Genomic DNA, 21,751 nt, shown 5'->3' with positions numbered 1-21,751 from the left:
AGAGCAGCTTAAGCTGCTCTTTCTCATTAATGGAGTACACTTTCCAATTTAAAATGTTGTAAGCTTTCTGCTTCTTTTAAAATCTCAGCTTCTAACGCAGCCTCAGATTTCATGCGCTGCATATCCAATTGCATACGTTCACGTTTCGGCAATGCTTTACGGTGCTCCATAATGGGATGCTCACGGATCACCTCAAAGTGTTGATAAAGCATTGGATATCGAACATTCACTTGCTCAGTTAATGAAATAACTTCAAATAATCGAGCAATCCGCACGACGCCTTCAGACAGCTCACAGCGATCTTCAAGCATAGCCGCAGCAATATAGCGAACGTCTTCTAAGATAGACTCTTTCTTAGCCTTAGCTTGTTCATGCTTTTGCTGTTTAAGCTGTTCCTTGGCTTGTGTCTGCTGTCGCAGCTGTAACAACAACTTGGTGGCATAAGCTGTAAGACCCACAATAATGATGAAACCAACAATCAATAATGCCGTAGCCATAATTAGTCCTGACGATACATATCTAACGCTGACTCACCTGACTCAAACTGTTGTAACAGCTGTTCGTCTTTATCCGTCGGTGTTGGTTTAATATCATCTTCAGCACTTAAGCCTAATTTGTCCATTAGACGCTCCATTTCGTCTAATTGAGTATTCAACCACTTCTCATCTTCAGCAGCTAATACACGACCTTCTTCCAGCTGATCCAGTAATTGGTTAAGTCTTGGATCTTCTTCCAATTGCAGTAACCGCTGTTGATCACCCAACTTTGGTTGTTTGGGTTTTGGTGAAGAAGCGACTTTTTTAGGGGCTTCAACTGTTAACGAAACAGCTTTTTTACTGCCGTGACGTGGATCTTTTGCTGTGCCAGCAACACGTGAGTCAGATTTCAACTGGGCTTCGTTTTGACGGCTTCCTGGCTTTTTACCATTATTACGTTTCTTTCCGATCACTTGGCGATCGGCTTTTTTGGTTCTTGGCGCATGCTTAGGTGCATTTTCATTTACTTTACGAGTTTTTTTACTGCGTGCCATAGTGTTCTTCAGAGAGCTAATGGATAGGAAATTGAGCGTATTGTATCACAAAAGAAAAAGGCTGCAGATTTGACTCTGCAGCCTATAGTTTTGAGTGTCAAGGACACCTTATTCTTGATCCCAAGTATCCATACTTGCGTAGCGACGCTCCCGGTCGGTATCTTGACTAACAGCTTTCCTTGCATCGAACTTATTATTATTGGTCTTCCAGACGCTTTTTGTTAGTGTCACTACCGTGACTTTTAGATTGACGACATGTGTCATCAGTACATCGTCTGTGATGCAAAATAAACCATCCATGTTATTGTTGATGTGAGTGCATTTAGCTTGCTCTTGCTGAATCCTTCAACTCGAAAAAGTAAATACCTCAAAGGGCGTAAGGCAATGCAAAAATGCGAAGTGACTAAAATTAGTCGTTCCTTACAATGTTGATAACCTGGGCTTTAAATGAAAGCCTCGACTCTTATTATTTTTAGAGAGCGGTTTTAACGAATGTTATTATTATTAGTTTAACTTTATTCTTATATCTTAAATGTTGTGTCCGAAATCTGTTCAATAGATAAATGTTATTTTTTTATGAACAGTTGGGCTTATCTCGGTACAGGGCGCATTAAACCCAAGTTACAAAAAAATGTCAATAAATTTAAATTTAAATTGACGTTAACGTAAACGATAGTCTGTTGGTTTTAAAAAAGGGTGTCACAACACACCCTTTTTTTAATCAATCACTTATTACTTTAAAGAAGCAATATATTTAGTGATGGCATCGATATCGCTATCGTTAAGTTTTTTCGCAACACCTTCCATCATACCATTCAGATCATTATGACGCTGACCAGCTTTGAACTTATTAAGCTGTGCTTTGATATAAACAGCGTGTTGACCTGTAAGAGAAGGAAAGCCTGCCAGTCCCATACCTTTACCGGCTGGACCGTGACATGCCATACAAGCTGGGATGCCGCGCTCAGCGTCACCTGCTTCGTACAGTTTCTTGCCTATTGCAGGAAATTCAGCTGCAGGAGTGTGAGTAACTTTTTGGCTTGCGAAGTAAGCGGCTAGATCAGCCATATCTTGATCGCTTAATGCCATAACAAAACCAGCCATAATAGGGTCATTACGACCTTCTTTGCCACCAGAGGTAGCTGCTGATTTAAAGTCATGTAATTGTTTGGTTAAGTAAGGGGCGTGTTGACCGGCTAACTTAGGGTACAGAGGTACCATACTGTTCCCGTCCATACTGTGACAGGCGGCGCAGATGGCAGCTTTTGCTTTACCGGCTTCTGCGTTACCTTCTGCAGCTTGTGCAGACACAGAAAGTGCGGCAAAGATAACAGACAGCACTAAAACTAACTTTTTCATGGCGTTCCTACTTCTTTTTAAGAAATATTGTCCTGAGCTTACTAGGATGACCCGCAAGCGTGATAACATACAAATATTGTGATCAAGCTAATATTCTACACGAAAACGTGGAAAAGTAAGCAATCCTTGAATAATTATAGTATTGCGATTGAAAATTGGAGTAAATAGTGGCTGACCAAGAGTTAGATTTTCGTAAAGCTAAGTTTCTAATCAGTGCCCCAGACATTGCACATTTGGATCAGCATTTGAACGCTGAACAGGGTATAGAAATCGCTTTCGCTGGGCGTTCTAACGCAGGTAAGTCGAGTGCACTAAATGCACTGACTGAACAAAAAAGCTTAGCAAGAACCAGTAAAACACCAGGTAGAACTCAATTAATCAATGTTTTTGAAATAAATGAACATTGTCGTTTGGTGGACTTACCAGGATACGGCTTTGCTCAAGTCCCACTTGCTTTGAAAAAAAAATGGCAACAAGCCTTAGGTGAGTATTTACAAGAGAGATCAAGTTTAGCCGGAGTCGTGGTGTTGATGGATATCCGTCACCCTTTGAAAGATCTTGATATGCAAATGATCGAATGGGCTGTAGAGAGTGAGCTACCTGTTCTGGCTTTGCTGACAAAGGCCGATAAGTTAGCGCAAAGTGCTCGTATGAAAGCAGTTAATGAAGTTCGAAAAAAACTGGCTAGCTTTGATACAAAAGTGCTTGTTGAGCCATTTTCGTCAACGAAAGGTTTTGGAAAGCCTAAAGTATATAATGTACTTAATTCTTGGTATCAAAATCATATGGATACTATTGAGCCTGAAGCATCAGAATGATTTTAACTTCGCTCGATGAAAGCCGACATACATTGTCGGCTTTTTTATTGAAAAATGTTTAGGCATAAAAAAACCGGTAACAATCGTTACCGGTAAAAAATAAATTAGCTCTTTTGGGGAGAAGCTAAAAATTTCAACAAGACTCAAGTTCCATCAAATACATTTGATGGCGCTCAACAAGACACAGCATACCTGAAAATTTCAAAAATTAAAGTAAAAACTCTAAACTGTTTTTGTGAGTTTAAATGGCTATTTAAACGTATTTTAATACTGTTGTTTTAAACGCTTCATAACCATTTGAACTTATGTAATTCTTTTGTCTTCGCATGACTAAATTTGATGGGAGTGATGTCTGAAATAATATTAGAAATTGTGATCTAGAAGAATATGAATATTGATAAATGATAAATTACAGACGAAAAAAAGCCCCAGCTAAAAGCTGAGGCGCCAGAATTTGGCTTATCACTTAAAGTGATTAAATAAAGGTCTGAAAGATAGAACATCTTAACCTCTGTACCCTACGCCGATAATATTAATCGCTTTGTTTCAAATTGAAAAACAGTTTTTACAAAAACGATGCAATTATGTGAACTCGATCTAGGTTCTAATCAAGTAATCACCTTTACCTATCCATTTATATGTTGTGAGTGCTTCTAGCCCCATAGGGCCTCTGGCATGTAATTTTTGTGTAGAGACAGCGACTTCAGCGCCTAATCCAAACTGAGCGCCATCAGTAAATCGAGTGCTAGCATTCACGTACACTGCGGCAGAGTTAACTTGATTGAGAAACTGTTCAGCATGCTGTAAGTTGTTGGTCAGAATACTGTCTGAGTGACTCGCATTATGTTCACGCATGTGAGCAATGGCCGCATCAATATTTGAAACAATTTTAATACTTAGCGTATTATTTAACCATTCTTTATCGTAATCACCTTGTTCTGCTAAACGGACATTGTCATTGTTAATCATTGCTTTAGCTGATGCTTTATCAACAACAAAGAATACTTTGCTTGAAAGTGTTTGTTGTAGTGTTGGCAAAAGCTGACTAGCAATCTTTTCATGAACTAAAAGGGTGTCAAGTGAATTACATGCCGATGGACGATGCAGCTTTGCATTGTTAATGAGTTGAACTGATTCGGTTATTTCTGCACTTTCATCGACGAAAATATGGCTAATACCAAAGCCACCAATAATGACCGGGATGGTACTTTGCTCCTTGCACATAGTTTGAAGTAGAGGGCCACCTCGGGGAATAATCATGTCGATGTAAGTGTCCAGTTTTAATAAGTCAGCAATCAGTTGTCTGTCGGTATTCTCAATATATTGAACCGCTGAGTCTGAAATACCTACTTTTGATAATGCCTTATGAATAACTTGAATTAATGCGATATTCGAATGTAATGTTTCTTTACCACCCCTCAAGATACAGGCGTTACCTGTTTTTAAACATAAAGTGGCAATATCAATGGTGACATTTGGTCTTGCTTCATAAATGACACCAATCACACCAAGTGGTGTACTTCTTTGGCTGAGAGTTAAGCCATTCGCAAGCACTCTTAAGTTTTGTTCAGAGCCGATAGGGTCGTCCAAAGATATGACATGGCGAATATCATTGATGATGGCTGTAAGACGTTCAGGGTTGAGCAGTAAACGGTCTTGTAAAGCACTCGGAGTCTTTACTTGTGCTGCAAGCTGCATATCTTTAGCGTTTGCAGCAAGAATTTGGTCAGTGTTAGCCTCTATCTCTTTTGCTATCATGGCTAACGCATCATTTTTTACTTTTGTTGGAAGACTTGCTAGCTCGATACTGGCTTGCTTTGCTGCTTCTCCGATGGCCTCTAATTTTTGCTCTTTCATATAACGTTACCTTAGAAAATCACTAAATCATCTCGGTGCAGGGCTTCAGTGCCATAGTCATAACCCAATAAGTCATGGATTTCATTGCTGTGATGACCAATGATCTTGGTTAAGTCGTCACTGGAGTAACTGATAAGCCCTCGAGCAATTAAAGTGCCTTGAAGACTCTTAATGCGTACTACTTCGCCGCGGTTAAATGTGCCAGAGACTTGAGTGATACCTTTAGCCAATAAACTGCTGCCGTTTTGTGTTATTGCCGTTATTGCACCATCATCAATTGTCAGTTCGCCTGATGCAGTTGGCCCTGCCAGAATCCACTTTTTACGATTTTCGAGTGCAGTGTTAGAGGCTGAAATAGTAGTGCAATCAGCACCACTAACTAAGCTATCTAAAATCGCATTGCTGGATAAGCCTGATGTGATGATCACTTCAATGCCGGCTCTTGTAGCTACATTAGCGGCTTGCAATTTAGTCAGCATTCCGCCAGTGCCAAGTGTCGAGTTACTGCAAGTTGCAATTCTCATTAAATCATCATCAATGTCATTTACTCTTTTGATTAGCTTAGCGTCAGGGTTGTTATTCGGATCGCAACTGAATAAACCCTGTTGATCAGTTAGCATTAGCAGTTTATCTGCGCCGCATAGAATCGCTGCAAGTGCTGAAAGGTTATCGTTATCGCCCACTTTTATCTCGCTGGTGGCGACGGCATCATTTTCGTTAATAATAGGAATAATATTGTGAGTCAGTAGTGCTTGGACCGTGTCACGGGCATTCAGAAAACGCTCTCTGTCTTTCAAATCAGCACGGGTTAATAGCATTTGGCCGATTTTTATATCGTACAATCCGAAAAGCGTCTCCCATGTATGAATAAGTTGGCTTTGACCTACGGCTGCAAGTAGCTGCTTGTTTGCCATAGAGTTATTAAGATGAGGAAACTCAAGGTGCTCACGGCCAGCTGCAATGGCACCAGATGAGACCAATACGACTCGATGACCAGATGATTTTAGTTGCGCACATTGACGAGATAGCTCAACCATATGAGCACGATTAAGTGCTTGAGTACCAGTGGTTAAGACGCTAGTACCAATTTTAATGACGAGTGTAAATTGACGAGCAGGAAGTCCGGCGTGTTGATTCATATGCTCATAGTTTGGAGAACCCTAACTATGAGCATAGAAAATTCAGCGGACTTGTAAAATTAATTTTAGTTTTACAATATTCTTTTAATGCAGTTTAGTGTGCTTGTTGCCAGTTATCTCCCAGGCCTGCTTCTGCAAGTAGGGGGACATCGAGTTCAGCAGCCTTAGCCATTAGCTCACATACTTTTTGTTGTAATGATTCAGCATGTGCAGCATCAACTTCAAACACCAATTCATCGTGTACCTGCATCAACATAGTGATTTCACCATGAGTTTCCGACTCAATCCAGTCTGACACGATTATCATTGCCTTTTTGATGATATCAGCGGCTGTCCCTTGCATAGGAGCATTAATCGCTGCGCGTTCTGCCGCTTGTCGTCGCATGGCATTTCGGGCATTAATTTCTGGCAAGTATAATCTGCGGCCAAATAACGTTTCAACATAGCCTTTTTCTGCCGCCAGTGCTCGAGTCTCTTCCATATAACGTTTTACACCCGGGTATCTTGCAAAGTAGGTGTCGATATACGATTGCGCTTCTGCACGTGCGATATCTAACTGTTTGGCTAAACCAAAAGCTGACATACCGTAGATCAAACCAAAATTCACGGCTTTAGCACGGCGACGTTGCTCCGTTGTTACCTCAGAAAAATCAACATCAAATACTTCAGCCGCTGTTGCGCGGTGAATGTCTTTACCTTCTGCAAAAGCATCGAGCAAGCCTTTGTCTTGAGATAAATGCGCCATGATGCGCAGTTCAATCTGTGAGTAATCCGCAGCAAGAACGCATTTACCTTCAGGAGCGATAAAGGCTTGGCGAATACGTCGGCCTTCTTCAGTTCGAATTGGAATATTCTGTAAGTTCGGGTCGCTGGAAGATAAACGCCCTGTAGCTGCATTGGCTTGGTGATAGCTGGTGTGCACACGGCCTGTTTTGCCATTGACCATCAGTGGTAACTTGTCAGTGTAAGTGCTCTTTAATTTAGATAGACTGCGGTGTTCAAGAATGATTTTAGGTAAAGGGTAATCTAGCGCAAGTTCTACCAAAACGTCTTCTGCAGTAGAAGGTGCGCCTTTGGGGGTTTTTTTGATGATCGGATAACCGAGTTTTTCAAAAAACAGAGCTTGAAGTTGCTTTGGTGAACTCAAGTTAAACTTTTCACCGGCAATTTCATATGCTTGTTGTTCTAATTCATCTATTTTTTGTGCTAACTCTTGGCTTTGCTGACCCAAAAGCATGCTGTCAATCAGAACACCATTGCGCTCCATTTTAGATAAGATTGATAACACTGGCATTTCGATATCGGTAAAGATGTTGGTAAGCTCAGGAGACTTTTCTAAGCGACTCCATAAATGCTGGTGAAGACGTAATGTAATATCGGCATCTTCAGCGGCATAAGGGGCTGCTTGCTCCAATGAGATTTGATTGAAAGTGAGCTGTTTAGCTCCTTTACCTGCAACCTCTTCAAAGCTGATAGCTTTATGGCCTAGGTATTTCAGCGCCATACCGTCCATATCATGACGAGAAGCAACGGAATTAAATACGTAAGACTCTAGCATGGTATCGAATTCAACGCCTTTCAGCTCAATACCCACATTCGCCAGAATGGCGATATCATATTTCAGGTTTTGACCAACTTTTTTAATGGCAGGGTTTTCTAAAATAGGTTTTAGTTTGGCAATCGTGCCGTTAAAATCCAGTTGCTGTGGTGCATCTAAATAATCATGAGCTAACGGCAAGTAAGCGGCTTTACCTGCTTCTATTGCAAAGGACAGTCCGACAAGCTTCGCATCCATGTAATTGAGGCTAGTGGTTTCTGTATCTAAGCAAATTAGCTCAGCAGCTTCGAGTTGTGTTAACCACTGACTTAATGACTCTTCAGTTAAGATCGTATCGTATTCAGCGTCAATGGCTTCAGGCTGAGCTTCATCATCGTCAGTGACTTCAGCTTGGTGATTAACAACGCCTGAACTGGAATCAAGCAGCTCTGCGAGCCAACGTTTAAATTCCATTTCCCCAAAGCATTTAATCAGTTCATCTTTATCTTGTTCTTTGTGGATAAGTTCTTGCCAAGGTTGTTCAAGTTCGACATTAATTTTGATGGTCGCAAGATCGTAAGACAGTTGAAGTGCTTCAGCATTATCTCTAATTTTAGTTGGCATCGACTTTGAACCACGGAAAGTCACTTGAGTGACTGCGTCCGGATCGTCGAGTAACTTCGCCACGCTACCAACACCTTGAAGCATCGCTAATGCTGTTTTTTCACCGACGCCAGGCAACCCCGGAATGTTATCGGCTTTATCGCCCATTAGCGCCAGCAAATCGATGATCAATTCCGGGCCAACGCCGAACTTATTGGTGACTTCTTTTGCTCCCATAATGGTGTCCGTCATTGTGTTGATGAGAGTAACGTTTTCATCAACCAATTGCGCCATATCTTTATCACCGGTACTAATCAGGACATTTCGACCTTCTTTACTGGCATTAACGGCGATGGTACCAATGACATCATCAGCTTCTACGCCGGGTATGGAAATTAATGGCAATCCCATTGCTTTGATGATCCGATGAAGTGGCTCTATTTGAGAGCGTAAATCGTCCGGCATGGGTGGGCGCTGAGCCTTATAATCGCTGTACATGTCATTTCTGAAGGTTTTGCCTTTAGCATCAAAAATGACTGCAATATGTGACGGAGAGTACTGTTTTAATAAGCTACGAAGCATGTTTACGACACCATAAACGGCACCCGTTGCTTCACCTTTTGAGTTGGTTAAATGTGGCGGCGCATAATAAGCACGATAAAGGTATGAAGAACCGTCTACTAGGACGAGTGGGTTTTCAGCAATCGTAGGCATAAGTTATTAATAGTTTAAAAAGAAGATGAATAGTGGAATAGTCTGCCACAGACAATAAAATTCAGCTACGAAAAAACACCTTCAGCCTGTGGATAAGTCTGTGGGTTTTAATGAGTGATCCTGTTGAACGATCTATGATCTAATATCTGCTTTAGCTGTAACTAATTGAAAAATAAATATTAGTATTTGTTTTTACTAAAGGATAGTTTAGCTGGAATTATCATCGAAAAATGTGGATTTTGTTTTGATCATTATTTTCATCCATGAAATGTTATTAAGATCTTGTAGCCTTAAGGCATTTAAATAAGTTAGCATGATTTTTAGACAAATCAATCATAAATTAACCAACTTTTAACAAATTTTAGATTTATAGGTAGGAGTTATGAAACGAGTCGCTGTATTACTGAGTGGTTGTGGTGTTTTTGATGGAACTGAAGTACACGAGGGCGTATTAACATTATTAGCCATTGCACAGGCTGGGGCAGAGTACGAGTGTTTTGCGCCAAACGAAGCTCAAATGCATGTGGTGAATCATTTGACTGGTGAGGTTGAAGAATCTCAACAACGAAACGTTCTCGTTGAATCTGCTCGGATCGCTCGAGGGGAGATCAGCGATGTAAGTAAGATTGATGTCGAACAGTTTGATGCTTTGATTGTTCCTGGTGGTTTCGGTGCAGCAAAAAATTTAAGTGATTATGCGGTAAGTGGTGCTGACTGTGAAGTAAAGCCACAGGTAGTTCAAGCTATAGATAAATTTAAAACAGCCAATAAACCAGTTGGGTTTATGTGCATTGCGCCAATTATGATCCCAAGAATATATGGTCCTAAAGCCAAGGCGACGATTGGTAATGACGAAGATACGGCATTTGCATTCAACTGTATGGGTGGTCAGCATGAATCAACGGCTGTTGATAACATTGTGATCGATGAAGAAAATAAAATTGTGAGTACACCAGCTTATATGCTGGCGAACTCAATTTTAGAAGCGAACGCAGGGATCAGTAAGTTAGTGAATAAAGTCATTGAAATGACTTAAACGTTATCTTTGGGTGGACGTCGACAGTCTACCCAGCCTTGAATTAAACCTACGACAAAACCAGCTAAGTGAGCACCATTACCAATCGGTAAAGGTAATAAACCACTCAATCCTAAAACGATCCAAGCTACAGACACGATGATTAATGCTGGTGGCATAATCAGACCATAGTCAGGCCGTTTTCGGCTGATAACCCAGACGTAAGCCAATAATGCATAAACTACACCTGATAGGCCCCCAAAATTTGGGCCTGACATCCAGTATTGCACGGCATTGGGTAGAATTCCCCCCGCAATGATCAGTGTTAAGAGTGGCGTGATGCCGATTCTTTTTTCGACTTTCCCACCGAAATACCACCACCAGAGCAGATTAGACAAGATGTGACTGAGCGAGAAATGGATGAAAATGGGGGTGATTAAGCGCCAAACTTGACCCGAATTGTCGGAATTTGTGGCACCATAAAACGATAAACTTTCATACAGCTCCTGTCCAAACCCTATGTTCATCAAAGCAAAAATAGCCACACAAATAAAGAAAATAGACAATGAAAACGGGCCACTTTCAGCTAAAAACTGTCTCACTAAAGGCGTGCTTGACGAACCATAATTGAACTGAGTGTTGGTATCACCAACTTCCCAAGAAGACTGGGTATATTTTGAATGAAATGGTTGCTGCATAAAGGCTTCAAATTCATTTTGAACCTCGTTAACCATATTCTGGTCTGCAATGAATATCTCTACACCAGATTCAAGCGCATTGAGATGGCACTCAACATTGTGTTGCTTCATATAATCATAAAAGGTTTGAGCAACCCTTTCATTTGGGCAAAGTCCAATTAAATGCATAGGCTATCCACACTGTTTATATTGAGGAAACGATTAATTGATTGTTTTATCGCTACTTTTAACCAAGTAGGACCATGATCTGTCATATCATTATGGCGGGATTTTTTAATTGTCACCACACAAGCCTGATATCGTTTAAGTTCTTCTTCTGTATATAACACGTTAGGGTCAGCCGGAAAGTCAGAACCTCTGATTGATAGCACCCTAATGTCTTTTACACGAGGTAACGGAACACGGCGATGATCCAAAGTGATCAATGTATGAACGTGATTAGAGATATTTCGAATATACCAAGCACCAATATCACCACCATTTGAATGACCGACCAGAGTTAAATGCTCAAAGTTGAGCTCAGGAAATGTAGAGGGTAGTGTTTTAATGACATAACGTAAGTTTTCAGCTCCTCTCTGCCAGTTCTCTGCACGAGTTTCTAGGTATGGTTGGGCGGTTGATAATGGTGGATCGGTTTCTCGTTGGTGTTGAACAGTTACCACAGCGAACTGGTTATTCAACAGCGTGTCAGTAATGAATTGGTATTCTGTGTGCAATACACCATACCCAGAACTTATTATTGCAACGTTACAAGGTGATGATGCTTTACAGTTGTTCTTTTCTGGCAATGCAATCGTAATCGAAATTGGACGTTGCCGATTTGCATCAAAAAGAACCTGTTGTGTCGCTTGTGAGAAGAAAGAAAAGAGTAGGCAAATGAGTACAAACAAGGATCGTAGGGTTACCATGGCCACTTACATTTTTATCCATAAATGAAAGCAGTGTAACGGATTTATTCTCAAGTTCTATAATTTTCATCATGATAGATATCAAAGAAAAATGAGCGCAATGTCGAAAACTTCTCCTGCAACAAATCCGATACTGATACTCAGTTCAACCAGTATTGCGGCTTGGTTATCTTCTAAATGGTCAATGCCTTCTCCGTACATGTGCATTATTACTTGTTATATTTTGACCAATATCTATGCCCATGAAATCTATTTAAAAACTACTGAGCGAATCACTGGAGCGCTTCTCGGTATTTTCATTTTAAATTTGATTGTGAGTTTAGGAAGTAACTTTATTCTGATACAGCAGGCGTTGTTTCTGATAGCAATTTTGGGGTGTTTTTATTTGTATTTTATTCGTTTTCGCCCATATGCAATGCTTATTTGTTCGATTGTTCTGGCATTCACGATGGCCGCTGAATTGAATTCATCTGCCAGCTTTGCGCTCTCGCTGGGAGAGAGTTGGACCTTGGATGTACTACTAGGAAGTGCCATTGCGGTTTCGACTAACCTTTTAGTGAAAAGCTGGAAAGATATTGGCAGGGTTGCTCCGATTGACAACATTCGTTTTGAAATCGAATTACTGACAACCTCGCTAAAGCAGCGCAGTTCGTTTCGAAAGTCATTTATTTGGGATGTGAAAGCCTTAATTAAATCTATCCGAATCATATTAATATTTTTTGTGGTCGTTATAGTTAATCAAATTTCCGGGTTGCAATCTTTGACGGTGCAGGCACTGATTGGTGCTGCAGTTGTCTCTATACAGCTGACTTTTGAGCACAGTCATACTAAATTTTTCCATAGAGTCTTTGGTGCCGGTTTAGGCGTGCTTTTTTCGTTAGCGACATTACAAGTGATTCATTATTACCAATTGCAGATTAACTGGGTGTGGATACTTGAAGGTTGGTTGTGCATTTATTTGCTGTTGATGTGGTGGCAACCATCTAGGAAATATTTCTTTTTTCAGGCTGGATTAGTCACCATTATGTTGTTAACAGGTGTCAGTGGTGCACATGTTCAATCAATTGATATTGCTTGGCAAAGAACCTTAGGCAACGCTGAGGGCGGCATTATCAGCTTAATTTGTATTATTCTAAGCGACCGTTTATTTAAGCTTAACGAGGATCTTGATGGATGATCACTTCGGCGTATTCAAATTCTGCAGAAATGCTTTTCTCGGCTTGGTCTGCAATATCATGAGCTTCTCTTAAGCTTAGGTTGCCATCAAGTTCAAGATGCATTTGAACAAATACTGTCTTGCCTGATTGGCGAGTACGTAAGTCATGATAGCCTTCAACTTTGGGATGTTCAGTAGCAATTTTGATAATTCGCTGTTGTGCTTCTTCGCCTAAATCTCGATCCATGAGCTCATGGATCGAGTGGTAACCTAAGTCAAGACTTTGCCAACCAAGATAAAGCGCTATTAGAACAGCAAACAAACCATCTGCCCACCAAAAACCATATTGAGCAAGATATAAAGCAACTAACACCGCTGCATTAAGCATGATGTCACTGGTGTAGTGTACCGAGTCGGCCTTAATCACTTTACTGTTTGTGTGCTTGAGTGCCTGTCGTTGTAGAAGTACTAATCCTAGAGTCAGAATAATGGCAAAGATACTGGTCCATATGCCAATCGTGGTATTAGTCACACCAGATGGGCCGATAAGGCGTTCTCCACCATAAAAAAGTAATAAAAATGCCGTGCCTAATATAAATGCGGATTGTGCCAATGAGGCTAATGGTTCTGCTTTACCATGACCAAATTTATGATCGTCATCAGCTGGCGTAATGGCATAGCGAAGTGCAATAAAGTTAATGACTGAAGCACCTGCATCAGCGAATGAATCGGCGAGTGAGGCCAACATACTGGCACTGCCAGAATAGAGCCAAGCAAATAATTTAACGACGATCAGGATCAGAGCCACAATCACTGAAGCTCGGCTGGCGAGTTTGACCCAAAAATCATAATTTGAGGATTGGTGCATGGCATAAAACTAAGATGGTTACAGTATTCATAATAGTAAACAACGGCCTTAGTTTATGCCAATAAACCAGAAATAATTAACGCTTATTTTTGAAGTTCGTCTTTAATTCTTCAGCTTTAGCTTGTTGTTCAGGCGTCAGTAGTTGATAAAGATCGTGTTGTAACTTGATACGAGCAACAGCATTATCAAGGCGTTTGCCACTGTTTTGAGAAACCAAGTCTTTGGCTGCTTGTTCATCAAAATTGTCCGCTTTTACTAATGCCTGAACTTGATTAAAGTGTGCTTGACGATCATCTACGGATGCGCGGCTACTCTTCATTTCTTTTTTATAGCTCTTTACTAAGCTTTTAGCTTGTTGCTTTTGTTCATCCGTTAGATCAAGTTTACGCATCATTTTCACCATTGGTACTTTGTGGTGCCCTCGATAATGATCGTGTCCTTGACCTGCTAGTACCGTTGGTGCAATGCTTGTGGCGCCAAATGCGATCATTAATGCCGTTAATTTAGCTTTAGTTGAAGTTTTCATATCGTGCTCCTTTCATTTGTCTGGGATTAAGCTTACAGAGCTGAACGTAAGGTTGACTCGGTGTTAAGTAAAGGTATGTAAATGTTTGATTATCAATTTAAAGCTATTGTTAAAATGCTACTATCAATAGTACGTTCAAACTGATTTAACCATTCAACAAGAAGAGGTAGCCATGAATAAAATATTGCTGATTGATGATGATCATGGTTTAGCTGATTTGCTCGCTCAGTTGTTAGAGTTGGAAGGATTTGAACTGACACTGGCCTATGATGGTCAGCAAGGTCTGGATAAAGCGTTAACTGGAAATTATGATCTAATTCTGTTGGATGTCATGTTACCTAAGATGAATGGTTTTGATTTGCTAAAACAACTCAGGCTTAAGAAACAAACCCCGGTGCTGATGTTAACAGCAAGAGGCGATGAAATTGATCGCGTGGTGGGTTTAGAGATAGGAGCAGATGACTATTTACCCAAGCCATTCAATGATAGGGAGTTGGTGGCAAGAGTCAGAGCGATATTACGTCGCAGTTTAATTACCGCCGCTGGCGAAACCGCATTATCAGATGAAACGACGTCGTACGAAGATTTAACTCTGGATCCTCGCCGGCAAGAAGCCTATTGCAATGAGCAACTGCTCGAACTTACTGGTAGCGAGTTTGCGCTCTTATATGAGCTGGTTGAAAACACAGGTGAAATGGTCAGTAAAGAAATACTCAGTGAAAAAGTGTTGGGCAAGAAGTTGATGCCCTTTGATCGCAGTCTAGATATGCACTTATCAAACTTAAGAAAAAAGTTACCAGAAAGAAAAGATCAACGTCCACGAGTGAAAACCGTACGTGGCAAGGGATACATTTGGTTGCCTTAAAAAGAATTAAAGAGGTCGCTTGCAGATGCCGAACCGAATATTCATCAAACTGCTCCTAGGTTTTTGGTTGTGCAGTTCTATTACACTGGGCGCCGTGGCCTTGTTGCCTTTGTTACAAGAACAACACGACAGAGCACCTTTACCGAATCACCTGCAGCGAATCTTAAAAAAGACCAGCAAACGTATTCAAAAACAACCATTATTACTCACTAAAAAACAATTCCATCGATGGCAAAAAGTCCGAGATTATGAAGGTCGGCCTCTTAAGTTGTATCTCGTAGATGGTGAAGGTAACATTTTAAATTACACTCGAAACAGTCGTTTGCTCAGACACTTTATGTTTTTGGTGGAAGAAGAGGGGCAACCGTTAAAGCATCAATTTCGCAAGCAATTATTTTTTGGGCCCTACAAATTCATGCTCAATGGCAGCGAATACAGCTTATATGGGCAAGTTGAGAATCGTCATCCCAAGCCGTGGTTTTTGTATTTTGCGGACAACAAGCTTTCCATTTTATTAATTGCTATTTTGCTCTCAGGCTTGTTATGCAGTGTATTGGCGTGGCACTTAGGTAAGCCGTTAAAGCAGTTAAAGCAAAGCGCAGATAAATTAGCACAAGGTGACTTAAGTAACCGTGTGATTCAAAAAACAGCTGATCGAGGTGATGAAATTGGTCAGCTTGCTCGTGCTTTTAATGGAATGGCGAATGCAATTGAAGCGATGGTAAATCAGCAGCAACAACTGATTGGTAATGTCTCCCATGAACTGCGAACGCCACTTACTCGTTTACAGTTGGCATTGGCGTTGGCGAGAAAAAAGGGTCAACAAAGCAGCGAGATTGAACGTATTGGTTATGAAGCACAGCAGCTCGAAGAGTTGATAGAGGAGCTATTAACACTCTCAAGAGCGACAATCAGTCAGTCCCGTTTAAGACAACAAACCATCATTATCAATGTACTACAGCAAGTGATTGATGATGCTGAGTTTGAGGCAGAACAGCAAGGGAAGGTATTGTTTGCGCATACAGATATTGAAGATTTACAAATGTTTATCTATCCAACTCTGCTATCACGTGCCGTAGAAAATGTGCTTCGTAACGCAGTTAGATATGCTGAAAATAAAGTGACGATTGCCGTGACTCAATCAAGCCAAAATTTATTCATTCAAATTTATGATGATGGTCCTGGCATTGACGAGAAAGAGCTCAACGCCATTTTTGAGCCGTTTTATCGACCTGATAGTGCCAGAGATAGGTCTACAGGAGGTTGGGGTTTGGGCTTAGCAATTACGGCTGCGGCGATAAAAGCCCATCATGGTCAAATTTCGGCAAAAAATATTGAGTCGCATGGTTTAGAGATCAACATATTTTTGCCAATCAATGGCATTGCAGATCAGTAGAATGGTGTCGGGTCAACATCCAATGAACTTGGAGAGATCCCTCGCTCAATATTGAGATCACTTTTCAGTAAATCGACGTTCTCTACTTGGACATAGCGTTTGTAAGTCAATGAGTAGAAACACTTGACCACAGGGTGGAGGACGTTTCGATTTTTTGCTTCCCAAACGATACCTACTCGTCCATCGGAAAGCTCAACAAGTGAGCCAACTGGATAGACGCCAATACAGCGAATAAAATCATACACCAGCTCCTTATCGAGATGGAATGGTGTCAATTTAAGCAGTATTTTAAAGGCTGCAGCAGGGCTCATGGCTTCTTTATAACAACGGGTTGCTGTCAGAGCATCATAAATATCAACAATACAACTCATGCGACCGTGCATTGGAATTTGCTCAGCAGTCAAACCTCTTGGATAGCCCTTACCATCCAGTTTTTCATGATGCATTAAACATACATCTTGAGTAATGTGAGAAAGGCCTGGTGTTTGAGCCACGATATCAATGGCATGAGTTTGATGGCTTTTCATTTCGGCAAATTCTTCATCAGTCAGTTTGCCAGGTTTGTGCAGGATGGCATCATTAATATAAACTTTACCGATGTCATGCAGTAACCCACCAACAGCAAGCTGCTTGAGGACATCTCGATCAAGTTTTAAGAAACGACCAAAAGTAACCAATAAGAAAGCAACATTGATGGAGTGCTCCAACAAATAAGCGTCTTTTGTTCTTAATGCGGCGATGCATTGCATGGCATCAGAATCTTTGATCATTGATTCGATCATGTTATCTGCTAATACTTCAAAAGGTGCAACCTCAATGGCTTTTCCTTCAAAGGTCTCGGCAAGTACCTTTTTGATCAACCCCTTGGCTTCACCGATTAATTCTTTGGCATTTTCGTGCTTTTGTTCACGTGATAATAGTGAAGCGTTTGCTGATGTATTTGGATCTATACCTTTAGGTGTATGATTTGCTAACTTTGGTGTTGGTAAACCGCAGTTCGAAGCTGAGCGTTCTGCATCAACCCATACAAATTTAATTTTGTGTTGTCTTAATTTATGGATATCACCGAGGTTTCTAATTTGACCTGCATTAGAGATCACTATCTTATTGCTGGTGGTCTCAATTTTCGTAATGAACATTCCAATATTCAGTTTAGTAACAGGTAATTTGAATACCTGTGCAGCGACTTGTGACTGCTCATTCACAGCAGACAACCTCCAATGATGGGATGAAATCCATTATACCGAATGAAATATTACCACCTTTTTGTGTGCAGAACGTCGTTAAAACGGCTGTTTGACTAACTTGTGAGCAAAAAATGAAGTTATTAATCAAAAATATAAAATCGATCCCTAAAATCAAATAAATAGTTAATTATTTGTTAATTATTCATAGAGTGAAACACAAAGAGTAATATGAAATATCTTTCATTAGATGGCAACATTGAAGACATGATGATTCTGCTACATTTGGATTTACGCTACACCAAAAAGAGTTAACCTTTATGGCTTCAATCAATCCTATTCCTGTTCACTCTGTTACGTTTGAAGGTAGTGCGGCAAACCGTCGGTTTGGTAGGTCGAATGTTTGTTTTGCTGATGGTAAGCTTTACGATTGTGTTAAAAAGTTGCCAGTAAATAAAAGCTATCGGTTTTTAATGAGAGTGGAAGGCATCACATATCTAAATAAAAAGCCAGTGGTTGCAAAGCCTTTAGTTGAGGTTAAAAAGCTACAGCAGGATAAAGTCAAACTCACTGTTAGCTCTTCAGGTCCATTCGGTTTATTCGCCAATCACATAAAAACGAGCCTAAAAACATTTTTAAATCTAAAATTAGGTAGTTAGATTTTTTGCTGTTTAAAGTAAACACAAGGTAATGAATATTTAGTTAGCGTCTTTCTAAATCAAAAATGCCATGAGGACCTATTGTGATGTTTATAGCATTAATTGAGACTGGTATTACCAGTTCGTTTGATATCTGATATCATTGGTTTTTGCTTAAACTTTGGCCGTTTTATGTATAAAACTACGATTAAAGCTGTAACATCACTCACAGACCTCAATATTCAGTTTTTGGATGAATTAAATAAACAAATCCCTGAACTAGATATGGGAGTATCACTCGCAGAGATAAAGCAACGCATTGCAGATAAACCATTTCTGTTGTTGTTGGCTTTTATTGAAGGTGAGGTTGCAGGATATAAATTTGGTTATGAGATAGATGAAAAAACTTTTTATAGCTGGGTTGGCGGTGTAGCACAAGATTTCCGTAAAATCGGGGTTGCACAAACCTTACTTATTGCTCAGGAAAACTGGGTAAAAGATAAAGGCTATCAAATTCTTCAAGTTAAGACACAGAACCGATATAACGGCATGTTGTCGATGCTGATAAAACATCAATATCAGGTTTTAGACATAAATACTGAGAGTCAAGATTACTCTGAATACAAGATGTTACTGGCAAAAAAAGTCGCATAAAACATACTTATCCGTAGCTTTCATTTTTTACATAATCTTGTAGAGTAGAGGCAAGCTGTAAGTTTCTTTCACAAGTTCGGAGAAGTTATGGAACCAAATTCGGTTGATATGTATTCATCGTTGCGTGCAAACGTAAGTAACCTGGGGCAAATCCTAGGTGAGACGATGAAAGCTCATCTAGGTCAAGAGTTTCTTGATAAGGTTGAGCAAATCAGAGTACTCGCAAAGCAATCACGCCAAGGTGATGATGATGCAAAAAAACAAGTACTCGAATTATTGACCGACTTGCCTGATGAAGAGCTCATTCCTTTTGCAAAAGCGTTTAACCAGTTTTTGAACCTAGCCAATATGGCTGAGCAATTTCATTCGATCAGTCGTGATTGTGATGAAAAAGTGTGTGCGCCTGATCCGATGGAACAAGTTTTCCATAAGATAAAAAATCAAGTGACACATGCGAAATCTGATTTTATTGATTGTTTAAAAGAAATGGAAATCGACTTGGTGCTAACGGCGCATCCAACGGAGATTTCTCGTCGTACTTTGATTCAAAAATACGCCGCTGTCGTTGACTGTCTTGCAGAACAAGAAAACCCAAAATTATCAGAAATTGAGCAACGCAAAGTGACTTTGCGGTTGAGAGAGCTAATTGCACAGATTTGGCATACCAATGAAATTCGCAGCCAACGTCCAACTCCGATTGATGAAGCGCAATGGGGGTTAACGACCATTGAAACGTCATTATGGCAAGCAATGCCAGAATTTTTTAGGCAATTAAACGATCAACTCGAACATCATTTTGGCGAGCAATTACCGATTGATATCGCTCCTATCCGTTTTTCAAGTTGGATGGGGGGAGACCGAGATGGCAATCCTTTTGTGACCGCAAAGGTCACCAAAGAAGTTTTGGTACGAAACCGTAAAGCTGCTGCAGAACTGTATATCGAAGATATTAATGAGTTGGTTGGTGAGCTGTCGATGGAGCAAGCCAATCAGGAGTTGCAAGATTATGTTGAGGGCAAAGCTGAACCTTATCGGTTCGTATTGAGAAACCTCAGAACCAAGCTTGAAGAAACCATCGGATACCTTGATGCCAGACTAGAAGGTCACCAGCCAGATCTTGATAAGCACACTTTGATATGGCAAGTGGAAGATCTAAGAAAGCCATTAATGATGCTGTATAACAGTTTGTGTGAAAACAGCATGCGAATTGTTGCGAATGGTAAATTGTTGGATATATTACGACGCATTGCTTGTTTTGGCGTAAACATGCTGAAACTTGATATACGTCAGGACTCTGCTCGTCATACTCAAGTGGTTGAGGAGATTGTAGATTATCTCGACTTAGGTGATTACCAGTCTTGGACGGAAGAGGAAAAACAAGCGTTTTTACTGCAAGAACTGCAAAGTAAACGCCCGCTGATCCCGTCAAATTGGCAACCGTCTGCCGATGTTCAGGAAGTGATTGATACCGCTCGGCTTGTAGCACAACAACCAAAAGAAGCATTGGGCTCATATGTTATTTCGATGGCAAGTAATCCGTCAGATGTCCTATCAGTATTATTGTTATTGAAAGAATCTTGCTGCCCACACCAAATGCGAATCGTACCACTGTTTGAGACTTTAGATGATTTAAATGGAGCCGCAGACTGTATTGGTCGTTTACTCGCAATTGATTGGTACAAAGGTTATACCCAAGGCCTACAAGAGGTGATGATTGGCTATTCTGACTCTGCAAAAGATGCTGGAGCCATGGCCGCTGCTTGGGCACAATATCAAGCACAAGAAGAGTTGGTTGATGTGTGTGAGAAAGCAGAGGTTAAACTGACATTATTCCATGGTCGCGGTGGTTCTATTGGACGTGGCGGTGGTCCGTCTCATCAAGCTATTTTGTCTCAGCCTCCGGGATCGGTAGATGGTCGTATCCGTGTCACTGAACAAGGTGAGATGATACGTTTTAAATTTGGTTTGCCAAAGCAAGCCTGCAAGAGCTTAGGCTTATACACATCAGCAGTCATTGAAGCGACATTGTTGCCACCACCGGCTCCTAAACCGAGTTGGCGTGCAGCCATGGATAAGCTGTCCAAAGTTTCAGTGAAAACGTATCGTGACTTTGTACGAGGTGAACCTGATTTCGTTAAGTATTTCAGAAGTGCGACGCCAGAAGTCGAGCTTGGTAAATTGCCGTTAGGCAGTCGACCAGCGAAACGTCGTGTCGATGGTGGTATTGAAAGCTTACGTGCTATCCCTTGGATTTTTGCTTGGTCGCAAAATCGTTTGATGCTGCCGGCTTGGTTAGGTGCTGGTGAAGCACTGAGGAAGCTGGTGGACGATGGCGATCTGCCTATTTTGAAAGAAATGCAGTGGGAATGGCCATTTTTTACGACACGACTGTCAATGTTAGAAATGGTGTATGCTAAAGCTGAGCCCGATATTTCCAAATACTATGAAACCTACTTAGTGGATAAATCATTACACCACTTAGGTGATAAATTGCGGGAACGTTTGTATAACGGCCGTGATACCCTACTTGAGATCAGCGGCTCAGATACGCTAATGTCGATGACGCCATGGAGTCGAGAGTCGATCAATTTGCGTAATCCATACATTGATCCTCTGCACTTTTTACAAGTAGAAATGTTGTCACGTACTCGAAAAAATGAGCATTCTTCTGTGGATCTAGAATTAGCATTAATGTTGTCAATTGCTGGAGTTGCCGCAGGCATGCGCAATACGGGATAGCAAACGCCTATTGATTTGAGGAAGGCGCAATTAAATTGCGCCTTTTT

At 40.7% G+C, this 21,751-nt stretch carries 19 protein-coding genes; 8 read left to right on the top strand and 11 right to left on the bottom strand.

Features of this window, described 5'->3' with window-relative positions; translation table 11 throughout:
- Positions 1–26: 26 nt before the first annotated feature.
- The 3 genes from AC1EU2_RS12085 to AC1EU2_RS12075 form a co-directional block, all read right to left on the bottom strand.
- Positions 27–497, bottom strand: a complete 471-nt coding sequence (locus AC1EU2_RS12085) for a DUF2489 domain-containing protein (RefSeq protein WP_480298529.1) — start codon at positions 495–497, stop codon at positions 27–29.
- 2 nt (positions 498–499) lie between these two features.
- Entirely contained in the window at positions 500–1,030 is a 531-nt protein-coding gene (gene yihI / locus AC1EU2_RS12080; protein ID WP_480298528.1) for a Der GTPase-activating protein YihI, read from the bottom strand.
- Positions 1,031–1,762: 732 nt separating this feature from the next.
- Positions 1,763–2,389: a c-type cytochrome gene (locus tag AC1EU2_RS12075; protein WP_129945028.1), complete on the bottom strand. Its 627-nt coding sequence runs from the start codon at positions 2,387–2,389 to the stop codon at positions 1,763–1,765.
- Between the two features lie 167 nt (positions 2,390–2,556).
- Here AC1EU2_RS12075 and yihA point away from each other — a divergent pair, with 167 nt between their 5' ends.
- The gene (gene yihA, locus AC1EU2_RS12070) at positions 2,557–3,207 is read left to right on the top strand and encodes a ribosome biogenesis GTP-binding protein YihA/YsxC (RefSeq protein WP_480298527.1); all 651 of its coding nucleotides are present in this window, start codon (positions 2,557–2,559) and stop codon (positions 3,205–3,207) included.
- A 597-nt stretch (positions 3,208–3,804) separates the two neighbouring features.
- Here the strand turns inward: yihA and AC1EU2_RS12065 are convergent.
- The 3 genes from AC1EU2_RS12065 to polA form a co-directional block, all read right to left on the bottom strand.
- Positions 3,805–5,064, bottom strand: a complete 1,260-nt coding sequence (locus tag AC1EU2_RS12065; protein WP_480298526.1) for a glutamate-5-semialdehyde dehydrogenase — start codon at positions 5,062–5,064, stop codon at positions 3,805–3,807.
- An 11-nt stretch (positions 5,065–5,075) separates the two neighbouring features.
- Positions 5,076–6,203, bottom strand: coding sequence for a glutamate 5-kinase (gene proB / locus AC1EU2_RS12060; RefSeq protein WP_480298525.1), 1,128 nt, complete (start codon positions 6,201–6,203; stop codon positions 5,076–5,078).
- Between the two features lie 94 nt (positions 6,204–6,297).
- Complete coding sequence (polA, locus tag AC1EU2_RS12055) at positions 6,298–9,057, bottom strand: DNA polymerase I (protein WP_480298524.1); 2,760 nt, start codon at positions 9,055–9,057, stop codon at positions 6,298–6,300.
- A gap of 382 nt (positions 9,058–9,439) precedes the next feature.
- Between polA and elbB the strand changes: the two genes are divergently transcribed.
- Positions 9,440–10,093 (top strand): isoprenoid biosynthesis glyoxalase ElbB, encoded by a 654-nt coding sequence (gene elbB / locus AC1EU2_RS12050; RefSeq protein ID WP_480298523.1) that lies wholly within the window; start codon positions 9,440–9,442, stop codon positions 10,091–10,093.
- Here the strand turns inward: elbB and glpG are convergent.
- Together glpG and AC1EU2_RS12040 are read right to left on the bottom strand one after the other, a co-directional pair.
- Positions 10,090–10,938, bottom strand: a complete 849-nt coding sequence (glpG, locus tag AC1EU2_RS12045) for a rhomboid family intramembrane serine protease GlpG (RefSeq protein WP_480298522.1) — start codon at positions 10,936–10,938, stop codon at positions 10,090–10,092. The genes elbB and glpG overlap by 4 nt on opposite strands.
- Complete coding sequence (locus AC1EU2_RS12040; protein WP_480298521.1) at positions 10,929–11,678, bottom strand: alpha/beta hydrolase; 750 nt, start codon at positions 11,676–11,678, stop codon at positions 10,929–10,931. Before AC1EU2_RS12040 ends, glpG begins: the two co-directional genes overlap by 10 nt.
- A 100-nt stretch (positions 11,679–11,778) precedes the next feature.
- Between AC1EU2_RS12040 and AC1EU2_RS12035 the strand changes: the two genes are divergently transcribed.
- Positions 11,779–12,855 (top strand): FUSC family protein, encoded by a 1,077-nt coding sequence (locus tag AC1EU2_RS12035; protein ID WP_480298520.1) that lies wholly within the window; start codon positions 11,779–11,781, stop codon positions 12,853–12,855.
- Here AC1EU2_RS12035 and fieF read toward each other — a convergent pair.
- Together fieF and AC1EU2_RS12025 are read right to left on the bottom strand one after the other, a co-directional pair.
- Positions 12,833–13,702, bottom strand: coding sequence for a cation efflux pump FieF (fieF, locus tag AC1EU2_RS12030; RefSeq protein ID WP_480298519.1), 870 nt, complete (start codon positions 13,700–13,702; stop codon positions 12,833–12,835). The genes AC1EU2_RS12035 and fieF overlap by 23 nt on opposite strands.
- A 76-nt stretch (positions 13,703–13,778) precedes the next feature.
- Positions 13,779–14,228, bottom strand: a complete 450-nt coding sequence (locus AC1EU2_RS12025; RefSeq protein ID WP_480298518.1) for a Spy/CpxP family protein refolding chaperone — start codon at positions 14,226–14,228, stop codon at positions 13,779–13,781.
- 172 nt (positions 14,229–14,400) lie between these two features.
- Here AC1EU2_RS12025 and AC1EU2_RS12020 point away from each other — a divergent pair, with 172 nt between their 5' ends.
- Both AC1EU2_RS12020 and AC1EU2_RS12015 read left to right on the top strand, forming a co-directional pair.
- Positions 14,401–15,093, top strand: coding sequence for a response regulator (locus tag AC1EU2_RS12020; protein ID WP_480298517.1), 693 nt, complete (start codon positions 14,401–14,403; stop codon positions 15,091–15,093).
- Between the two features lie 25 nt (positions 15,094–15,118).
- Positions 15,119–16,489 (top strand): ATP-binding protein, encoded by a 1,371-nt coding sequence (locus AC1EU2_RS12015; protein WP_480298516.1) that lies wholly within the window; start codon positions 15,119–15,121, stop codon positions 16,487–16,489.
- Here AC1EU2_RS12015 and AC1EU2_RS12010 read toward each other — a convergent pair.
- Positions 16,483–17,694 carry a cyclic di-GMP phosphodiesterase gene (locus tag AC1EU2_RS12010; RefSeq protein ID WP_480298515.1) on the bottom strand — a complete coding sequence of 404 codons (1,212 nt, stop codon included), beginning with the start codon at positions 17,692–17,694 and terminating at the stop codon, positions 16,483–16,485. The genes AC1EU2_RS12015 and AC1EU2_RS12010 overlap by 7 nt on opposite strands.
- A 299-nt stretch (positions 17,695–17,993) precedes the next feature.
- On the opposite strand from AC1EU2_RS12010, the gene AC1EU2_RS12005 reads away from it, so the two are divergent.
- The 3 genes from AC1EU2_RS12005 (at position 17,994) to ppc (ending at position 21,704) form a co-directional block, all read left to right on the top strand.
- Positions 17,994–18,332, top strand: a complete 339-nt coding sequence (locus AC1EU2_RS12005) for a hypothetical protein (protein ID WP_480298514.1) — start codon at positions 17,994–17,996, stop codon at positions 18,330–18,332.
- 171 nt (positions 18,333–18,503) lie between these two features.
- Positions 18,504–18,965 carry a GNAT family N-acetyltransferase gene (locus AC1EU2_RS12000; protein WP_480298513.1) on the top strand — a complete coding sequence of 154 codons (462 nt, stop codon included), beginning with the start codon at positions 18,504–18,506 and terminating at the stop codon, positions 18,963–18,965.
- Between the two features lie 87 nt (positions 18,966–19,052).
- Positions 19,053–21,704 (top strand): phosphoenolpyruvate carboxylase, encoded by a 2,652-nt coding sequence (gene ppc, locus AC1EU2_RS11995; protein ID WP_480298512.1) that lies wholly within the window; start codon positions 19,053–19,055, stop codon positions 21,702–21,704.
- Positions 21,705–21,751 lie beyond the last annotated feature (47 nt).

Source organism: Parashewanella sp. 2304DJ23-3, assembly GCF_056591695.1.
The sequence above is the reverse complement of the archived record's forward strand: the minus strand, read 5'-3'. Positions and strand labels throughout refer to the sequence as shown.

Coding starts and splice junctions, on each gene's coding strand:
- AC1EU2_RS12085 (WP_480298529.1), bottom strand. CDS start 497: ATGGCTACGGCATTATTGATTGTTGGTTTCATCATTATTGTGGGTCTT.
- yihI (WP_480298528.1), bottom strand. CDS start 1,030: ATGGCACGCAGTAAAAAAACTCGTAAAGTAAATGAAAATGCACCTAAG.
- AC1EU2_RS12075 (WP_129945028.1), bottom strand. CDS start 2,389: ATGAAAAAGTTAGTTTTAGTGCTGTCTGTTATCTTTGCCGCACTTTCT.
- AC1EU2_RS12065 (WP_480298526.1), bottom strand. CDS start 5,064: ATGAAAGAGCAAAAATTAGAGGCCATCGGAGAAGCAGCAAAGCAAGCC.
- proB (WP_480298525.1), bottom strand. CDS start 6,203: ATGAATCAACACGCCGGACTTCCTGCTCGTCAATTTACACTCGTCATT.
- polA (WP_480298524.1), bottom strand. CDS start 9,057: ATGCCTACGATTGCTGAAAACCCACTCGTCCTAGTAGACGGTTCTTCA.
- elbB (WP_480298523.1), top strand. CDS start 9,440: ATGAAACGAGTCGCTGTATTACTGAGTGGTTGTGGTGTTTTTGATGGA.
- glpG (WP_480298522.1), bottom strand. CDS start 10,938: ATGCATTTAATTGGACTTTGCCCAAATGAAAGGGTTGCTCAAACCTTT.
- AC1EU2_RS12040 (WP_480298521.1), bottom strand. CDS start 11,678: ATGGTAACCCTACGATCCTTGTTTGTACTCATTTGCCTACTCTTTTCT.
- AC1EU2_RS12035 (WP_480298520.1), top strand. CDS start 11,779: ATGTCGAAAACTTCTCCTGCAACAAATCCGATACTGATACTCAGTTCA.
- fieF (WP_480298519.1), bottom strand. CDS start 13,702: ATGCACCAATCCTCAAATTATGATTTTTGGGTCAAACTCGCCAGCCGA.
- AC1EU2_RS12025 (WP_480298518.1), bottom strand. CDS start 14,228: ATGAAAACTTCAACTAAAGCTAAATTAACGGCATTAATGATCGCATTT.
- AC1EU2_RS12020 (WP_480298517.1), top strand. CDS start 14,401: ATGAATAAAATATTGCTGATTGATGATGATCATGGTTTAGCTGATTTG.
- AC1EU2_RS12015 (WP_480298516.1), top strand. CDS start 15,119: ATGCCGAACCGAATATTCATCAAACTGCTCCTAGGTTTTTGGTTGTGC.
- AC1EU2_RS12005 (WP_480298514.1), top strand. CDS start 17,994: ATGGCTTCAATCAATCCTATTCCTGTTCACTCTGTTACGTTTGAAGGT.
- AC1EU2_RS12000 (WP_480298513.1), top strand. CDS start 18,504: ATGTATAAAACTACGATTAAAGCTGTAACATCACTCACAGACCTCAAT.
- ppc (WP_480298512.1), top strand. CDS start 19,053: ATGGAACCAAATTCGGTTGATATGTATTCATCGTTGCGTGCAAACGTA.